The sequence below is a fragment of the Protofrankia sp. Cr1 genome (assembly GCF_963555865.1).
GTDB lineage: Bacteria > Actinomycetota > Actinomycetes > Frankiales > Frankiaceae > Protofrankia.
Genome location: NZ_CAUVXO010000213.1, coordinates 1 through 6,680, shown reverse-complemented (window position 1 = coordinate 6,680; position 6,680 = coordinate 1). Strand labels below are relative to the sequence as shown.

The window sequence follows — 6,680 nt, the reverse complement described above, 5'->3', positions numbered from 1 at the left end:
CCCCGGCGGACAAGGCCCCGCAGAGCGACGCCCCCGGCTATGAGGGGCTGGCGACCTTCTGCCACCGGCCGTGGCTGCCGGCGCCGACAGACCTCGCGGCCCGTCGCCCAGACGTCGCCGTGGTCGGCGCGCCGTTCGACATCGCGACCACCAACCGGCCGGGCGCGCGTTTCGGCCCGCGGGCCCTGCGCGCGCTCGCCTACGAGCCCGGCACCTATCACCTCGATCTCGGCGTTGAGATCTTCGATTGGCTCGACGTCGTGGACGCCGGCGACGCCCACTGCCCGCACGGGCAGACCGAGGCGTCCCACCGCAACATCCGCGCGAAGGTCGGCGCCGTGGCCGGGCTCGGGATCGTGCCGGTCATCATCGGCGGAGACCACTCGATCACCTGGCCGGCGGCGTCCGGGGTTGCCGATGCCGTCGGCTGGGGGGAACTCGGCCTGCTGCACTTCGACGCGCACGCCGACGCCGCGCACATCATCGACGGCAACCTCGCCTCGCACGGGACACCCATGCGCCGGCTGATCGAGTCCGGAGCCGTACGGGGGCGCAACTTCGTCCAGGTCGGCCTACGTGGCTACTGGCCGCCGGCGGATGTGTTCGCCTGGATGCGCGAACAGGGCATGCGGTGGCACCTGATGCACGAGATCTGGGACCGCGGATCACGCGCGGTTGTCACCGACGCGATCGCCCAGGCTGTGGACGGGTGCCGCGCGCTCTATCTGTCAGTGGACATCGACGTGCTCGACCCCGGCTTCGCACCGGGTACCGGCACTCCCGAACCAGGCGGCATGACACCCGCGGACCTGCTGCGCGCCGTCCGTCAGATCACGCTGGACACCCCGCTGGTCGCGGCGGACATCGTTGAGGTCTCGCCCCCCTACGACCACGCCGAGAACACCGTCAACAACGCCCATCGGGTCGCGATGGAGATCTTCGCCGCCCTGGCCCATCGTCGGCGCACCGCCGCCGGTGGCGTGCCCGACCTGCCCGGCCGCGACCCACGCGCCACGACGTAAAACGTCACGCATTGTGCTGGCAGACCAGAGCGCCAGCACAATCAGGGGTTCATGCGGAGTGCTACCGAGGACCCCCTGTTGGGCAGTGGCAACCGCTTTTGGGAACATAAGGGACAGTACGGTCCGGTATTCTCCCGCAGACTCCCCCTAGAGGGCCAAAGGGCGCGCGACGATCGTCAGATCGCGCGCCCGCAGGCCGCAGGCCCCGGAGAACTTGAGGTGGCGCCCATGCAGGGACGGCAGCCCCGGCGAGCAACGAGCCGTCGTTCGTTCCTGCGCGGATCGATCGGCGCGGCCGCGGCGACCGGGCTGTCGGCGCTGGTCGCGGCATGTTCGGATTCGTCCACCGGCAAGGTCACCGACCAGCGGCTGCCCAAGCCCAGCCCGGGCAACCCGGTGCTATGGCCCATCAGCGGGGACAACCGGCCCATCGCGGGTAGCCTGCAGCCGGAACGCGACCGAACCCTCAAGATCTTCAACTGGCCCGACTACATCGACCCGCAGGCGCTGAAGTCCTTCCGTGACTCAACGGGTGTGACCGTCGACGTGACGACCTTCAGCGACAACCGCGTGGCGCTGGAGGCAATCGCGGCCGGCACCGTCGACTACGACATCTACCTGCCAAGCTACGACCAGCTCCCCAGGCTGGTCGGCAACGGCCATCTACGACCGCTGAACCACAGCTACATCCCGAACATCAGCCAGGTGTGGCCGGACTTCTCCAATCCCTTCTACGACCTGCAGTGGCGCTACACCGTGCCGTACACCGTCTACAACACGGGCATCGCCTGGCGGTCGGACATCATTACCGAGGACATCAGCGCAAGGGACAACCCGTTCGACGTCTTCTGGGATGGCCGGTACCGCGACAAGATCTCCGTGATCAACGACTATCGCGCCGTGATGGGTATGGTCCTGCTGCGCAACGGTCTCGACCTGAACACCGACCGAAACGATGATCTCGATCTCGTCCGGACCCAACTGGCCGACATGGTCCGCGCGACCCGGCCCAAAGCGACGATCACCAACTACCGGGACCTGCCCGGCGGGCACTTCCCCATTGTCCAGGCATGGTCGGGAGACGTGGTCAACGCCCGGAACTACCTGGCCAAGGATGCCGACCCGAACATCCTGCATTACTGGTCCCCGACCGACGCCCGCCACCAGGCGGACAACGATCTGATGGTGATCCTTCGGGCCGGCAAAAGCCCGGTAGCCGCGCACATGTTCCTCAACCACATGCTCGACTTCGGCGTCGTACTGGGTAACTTCGCGGCGATTGGATACCAGCCGCCGCAGAATCGCATCACCTCTGCCGGACTCGTCGGACAGGGATTCCTCCCAGCAAGCCTGGCGAGCGCGGTTGTGGAACCGGCGTACTTCGCCACCGGCCAGCGTATTCTGGAGCTGGACCCTGACACCGACCGACGCTGGCGGTCGATCTGGGACGAATTCCGCACCAGCACCTGAGAACCGGTTCCGCCAACCACAGTCACTACAGCCAGCACAACGCAGCCAGCACAACGCAGCGGTCAGCGGGTGGCCGCCGGGCGGCGGCCGAGGGCGTAGCAGGCGATCGCCGCGGTCGCTGCGACGTTGAGCGAATCCACCCCGTTGGCCATCGGGATCCGCACCCGGGTGGTGGCCGCGTCAAGGGCCGCCTGCGTAAGGCCCGGGCCTTCCGAGCCGAGCAGCAGCGCCAGCTTCTCGTGCGGTCGGGTGCTCAGCTCGTCGAGCGCCACCGCGTCCGGGGACGGCGTGAGCGCGACCACCGCGAACCCGTGCTCCACCAGCAGCGACAGCGCCGCCGGCCATGGATCGAGGCGAGCGTAGGGGACGGCGAACACCTCCCCCATCGACACCCGCACCGAGCGGCGGTATAGCGGGTCCGCGCAGCGCGGGCTGAGCAGGACGGCGTCCATCCCGAGCCCGGCCGCCGAACGGAAGATCGCCCCAAGGTTGGTGTGACTCACCACGTCCTCACAGACAAGTGCCCGGCTCGCGCCGGCCAGGACATCCGCCACGGGAATCAGCGGACGGCGGCACATCGAGGCGAGTGCCCCGCGATGCACCTCGAACCCGGTGATCGCGGCGAGCACATCCGGGCCGGCGAGGTAGACCGGGACGTCCGGGTCGAGATCGTCCGGCACCAGCGCGAGCTTTGACGGCCCGACCAGCAACGAACGCGGCCGGTGGCCGGCGCGCCGGGCCCGTTCGATGACCAGTTCACCCTCGGCGATGAACAGCCCCTCGGCGGGCTCCCGCCGTCGACGCAGAGCCACATCGGTCAACCCGACATAGTCGCGAACCCGAACATCGGCCGGATCGATGATCTCCACAATACCCAAACCAACCACCGCCCGTCCCTATCGTCTCGCATCCCACCATGCCTCTCCCCCCGTGGCCTCTCCCCCCGTGCAGCGGCACCCGGGTGCGCGCTGTTCACGCAATGGTCTATCCTTGGGCCAATCGTCTGCGAGTGATAGGCCGCCGGCTACACGGTGTATCGTCCGCAACACAACGTATCGCCTGCAACACGGCGCATCACCCGCAACACAGCATCTGCATCGAAGCGCACGGAGCGTGTTTCTTCTGTTCTCGGTCCGACTTCCGTCGCGACCGCACGTCCGCCTGACAAGTCGCCCTTGGAGAAGGAAGCCCCCCTGTGGCTGTCATGAGCTCCATCGCCGAACTGGTGCCCGATCGGGCATTCGCAACCGCGATCGCCCTGGCACACCGTCGTTTCGAACCGATACTCGGTCGGATTGGAACGTTCGTGGCCCCCCACCAGACGGCCCTGGACGTAGGGGCCTGGTACGGCCCATGGACCCATTGGTTATCGAGGCGCGCCCGTTGCGTCACGACCGTGGAACCCAATCCCGACCTGGCAGCGTTCATCGCCCGCACCAGCCGGCCGAATGTCACGGTGGTGACAAAGGCGGCATCCGATGCCGACGGCTTTGCGGAGTTGTGGCTCCCGCCCGGGGGCCGGGGTACCGAGGGCCGGGCCTCGCTGATCCCCCGACCCGACGGCAGCAGCGTGAAAATCGAGACGATCCGTCTTGACACGCTCGACCTCGAGGACGTCGGCCTGGTGAAAATCGATGTGGAGGGGCATGAGCTGTCGGCGCTGAAGGGTGCGGAGGGAATCGTCAACCGCTGGCGTCCCGCCCTCATCATCGAAGTCGAAGATAACCGGAGCCCTGCCAGCGCAACCGTGGAACTGCTCCAAAGCTGGAATTACGAGGGCTCGTTCCTTCAGAACGGGAAAATGCGCCCGCTGGCCGGATTCGATCTCGGCGCCCACCAGCGGGCGATGGCGCGGGTGGCGCAGCGCGGATACCTTCATGCAGTCGCGACCGGAAGCGGCCGGCGATACGTTAACACGATTCTGTTCCTACCCGTCCGATAAGAGCCTGTATTGGATCGCGCGTTCGAACCGGCGGCCATGACCGCACGGCGCATCCCCGCACCCGTCGACCTGCTGGTGCGCGGCGCCGACATGGTCGTGACGGTCGACGACCAGCGCCGCGAGCTGCCCGGCGGCTGGGTCGCGGTGTCAGACGGCCTGGTCAGCGCCGTCGGTGCGTCCACCGACCCGCTCCCGCCGGCTCGTCGCACCCTGGAGGCGAGCGGCTGTCTGGTCACCCCCGGCCTGATCAACACCCATCATCACCTCTTCCAGAACCTCACCCGGTCGTTCGCGCCGTCGGTGTCCGGGACGCTGTTCACCTGGCTGCGCACGCTCTACCCGCTGTGGGCACGCCTCGATGAAGAGGCGGTGCACGTCTCCGCCTACGTCGGCCTGACCGAGCTGGCGCTCGGCGGCTGCACAACCACCACCGACCACATGTACGTCCACCCGCGCGGCGCCGGGGACCTGATCTCCGCCGAGATAGCCGCGGCCCGCACGCTGGGGATGCGGTTCCACCCGACGCGGGGGTCGATGTCACTGTCGGTGAAGGACGGCGGCCTACCGCCGGACTCCGTCGTCCAGGATCCCGACGAGATCCTCGCGGATTCGGCGGCCCTTGTCGCCGCCCATCACGACCCCGCCCACGGTGCGATGCTCCGCATCGCGCTGGCGCCCTGCTCACCCTTCTCGGTCAGCCCCGAGCTGATGCGGGCCACTGCCGAGCTCGCCGAACGTCTCGACGTGCGGCTGCACACCCATCTCGCCGAGGACCCGCAGGAGGACGACTACTGCCTGGCGACCTACGGCCGGCGACCGATCGAGCACTTCGACGACGTCGGCTGGGGCGGTGACCGGGCCTGGGTTGCCCACTGCATCTGCCCGAACCCGGCTGAGGTCGCCCGGCTGGGCCGGTGGGGAACCGGGGTCGCGCACTGCCCGAGCAGCAACATGATCCTCGGTGGTGGGCTGGCGCCGGTCGCGCAGCTGCGGGCGGCCGGTGTGCCGGTCGGGCTCGGCTGCGACGGCTCGTCCTCGGCGGACGCGGCGTCGCTGTGGCTGGAGGCCCGCACTGCGATGCTGCTCGGGCGGTTGCGCGGCGGGGCGGCGGCGATGTCCGCCCGGGATGCCCTTGAGATCGCCACCCGTGGCGGCGCGGGCTGCCTCGGGCGGGCCGGCGAGATCGGTGAGCTCTCCGTCGGCGCCGTTGGTGATCTGGTGGCCTGGCCGCTGGACGGGATCAGCTTTGCCGGGGCCCTGACCGACCCGGTGGAGGCGTGGCTGCGCTGCGGACCGGTCGCCGCCCGGCACACCGTGGTCGCCGGCAAGCCGGTGGTGTGCGACGGCCGGCCCGTCCACCCCGATCTCGACGAGATGCTGCGCCGCCACCGCGTAATCGCCGCACGCATCCAGGGGCCGCGGTAAGGGCGCTGTGCCCTCCTGCGCACGACGTCGCACGATCGACCTGCGATGATCGGGCCCGATAGGACCGACTTCGGAACCGTCCCCACCACGGCCAGGAGCGACGATGGCGACCGAGCCCACATCCGTCGAGAACTATCTGATCGACATGGACGGCGTGCTGATGCACGAATCCCAGCCTGTCCCGGGCGCGGACGCGTTTCTGCACGCGGTCACGGACGCGGGGCTGGGCTATCTCGTCCTCACCAATAACTCGATCTTCACTGCCCGCGACCTTGGAGTCCGGCTACGTGATGCCGGGCTGGCGATCCCGACCGAGCGGATCTGGACCTCCGCGCTGGCCACCGCGCAGTTCCTGCACTCGCAGCGCCCCGGCGGCACCGCGCACGCCGTCGGTGAGGCCGGTCTGACCACGGCACTGCACGACATCGGCTATGTACTGACCGACCGATCACCGGAGTACGTCGTCCTCGGCGAGACCCGGACGTACAGCTTCGAGGCGATCACCCGCGCGATCCGACTGGTCCGGGACGGAGCCCGGTTCATCGCGACGAACCCGGACCCGACCGGACCATCCACCGAAGGTCTCCTCCCGGCCACCGGCGCCGTCGCAGCTCTGATCACCAAGGCCACCGGGGTGGTCCCCTACTTCGTCGGCAAGCCGAACCCGTTGATGATGCGCAGCGCGCTCAACACCCTCCAGGCACACAGCGAGACCACCGTCATGATCGGCGACCGGATGGACACCGACGTGATCTCCGGCCTGGAAGCCGGGATGGAGACGGTCCTGGTCCTGTCCGGCATCACGTCCGCGACCGACATCG

General features: G+C 68.7%; 6 protein-coding genes. 5 read left to right on the top strand and 1 reads right to left on the bottom strand.

What is annotated here, in order from left to right; all coding sequences use genetic code 11:
- Together speB and U9980_RS16515 are read left to right on the top strand one after the other, a co-directional pair.
- Nucleotides 1–1,022: agmatinase (gene speB, locus U9980_RS16520; protein ID WP_416210295.1), on the top strand; the 1,022-nt coding region annotated here is incomplete at its 5' end.
- A gap of 228 nt (nt 1,023–1,250) precedes the next feature.
- Complete coding sequence (locus tag U9980_RS16515; RefSeq protein ID WP_322768730.1) at nt 1,251–2,492, top strand: extracellular solute-binding protein; 1,242 nt, start codon at nt 1,251–1,253, stop codon at nt 2,490–2,492.
- A 62-nt stretch (nt 2,493–2,554) separates the two neighbouring features.
- On the opposite strand, the gene U9980_RS16510 is transcribed toward U9980_RS16515, so the two are convergent.
- Nucleotides 2,555–3,379: an RNA methyltransferase gene (locus U9980_RS16510; RefSeq protein ID WP_322751456.1), complete on the bottom strand. Its 825-nt coding sequence runs from the start codon at nt 3,377–3,379 to the stop codon at nt 2,555–2,557.
- Between the two features lie 317 nt (nt 3,380–3,696).
- Here U9980_RS16510 and U9980_RS16505 point away from each other — a divergent pair, with 317 nt between their 5' ends.
- The 3 genes from U9980_RS16505 to U9980_RS16495 form a co-directional block, all read left to right on the top strand.
- On the top strand, nt 3,697–4,434 hold the full coding sequence (locus U9980_RS16505) for an FkbM family methyltransferase (protein ID WP_322768733.1): 738 nt from the start codon (nt 3,697–3,699) through the stop codon (nt 4,432–4,434).
- Nucleotides 4,435–4,470: 36 nt separating this feature from the next.
- On the top strand, nt 4,471–5,859 hold the full coding sequence (locus tag U9980_RS16500) for an 8-oxoguanine deaminase (RefSeq protein WP_322768732.1): 1,389 nt from the start codon (nt 4,471–4,473) through the stop codon (nt 5,857–5,859).
- A 103-nt stretch (nt 5,860–5,962) separates the two neighbouring features.
- Nucleotides 5,963–6,680: HAD-IIA family hydrolase (locus tag U9980_RS16495; RefSeq protein WP_322768729.1), on the top strand; the 718-nt coding region annotated here is incomplete at its 3' end.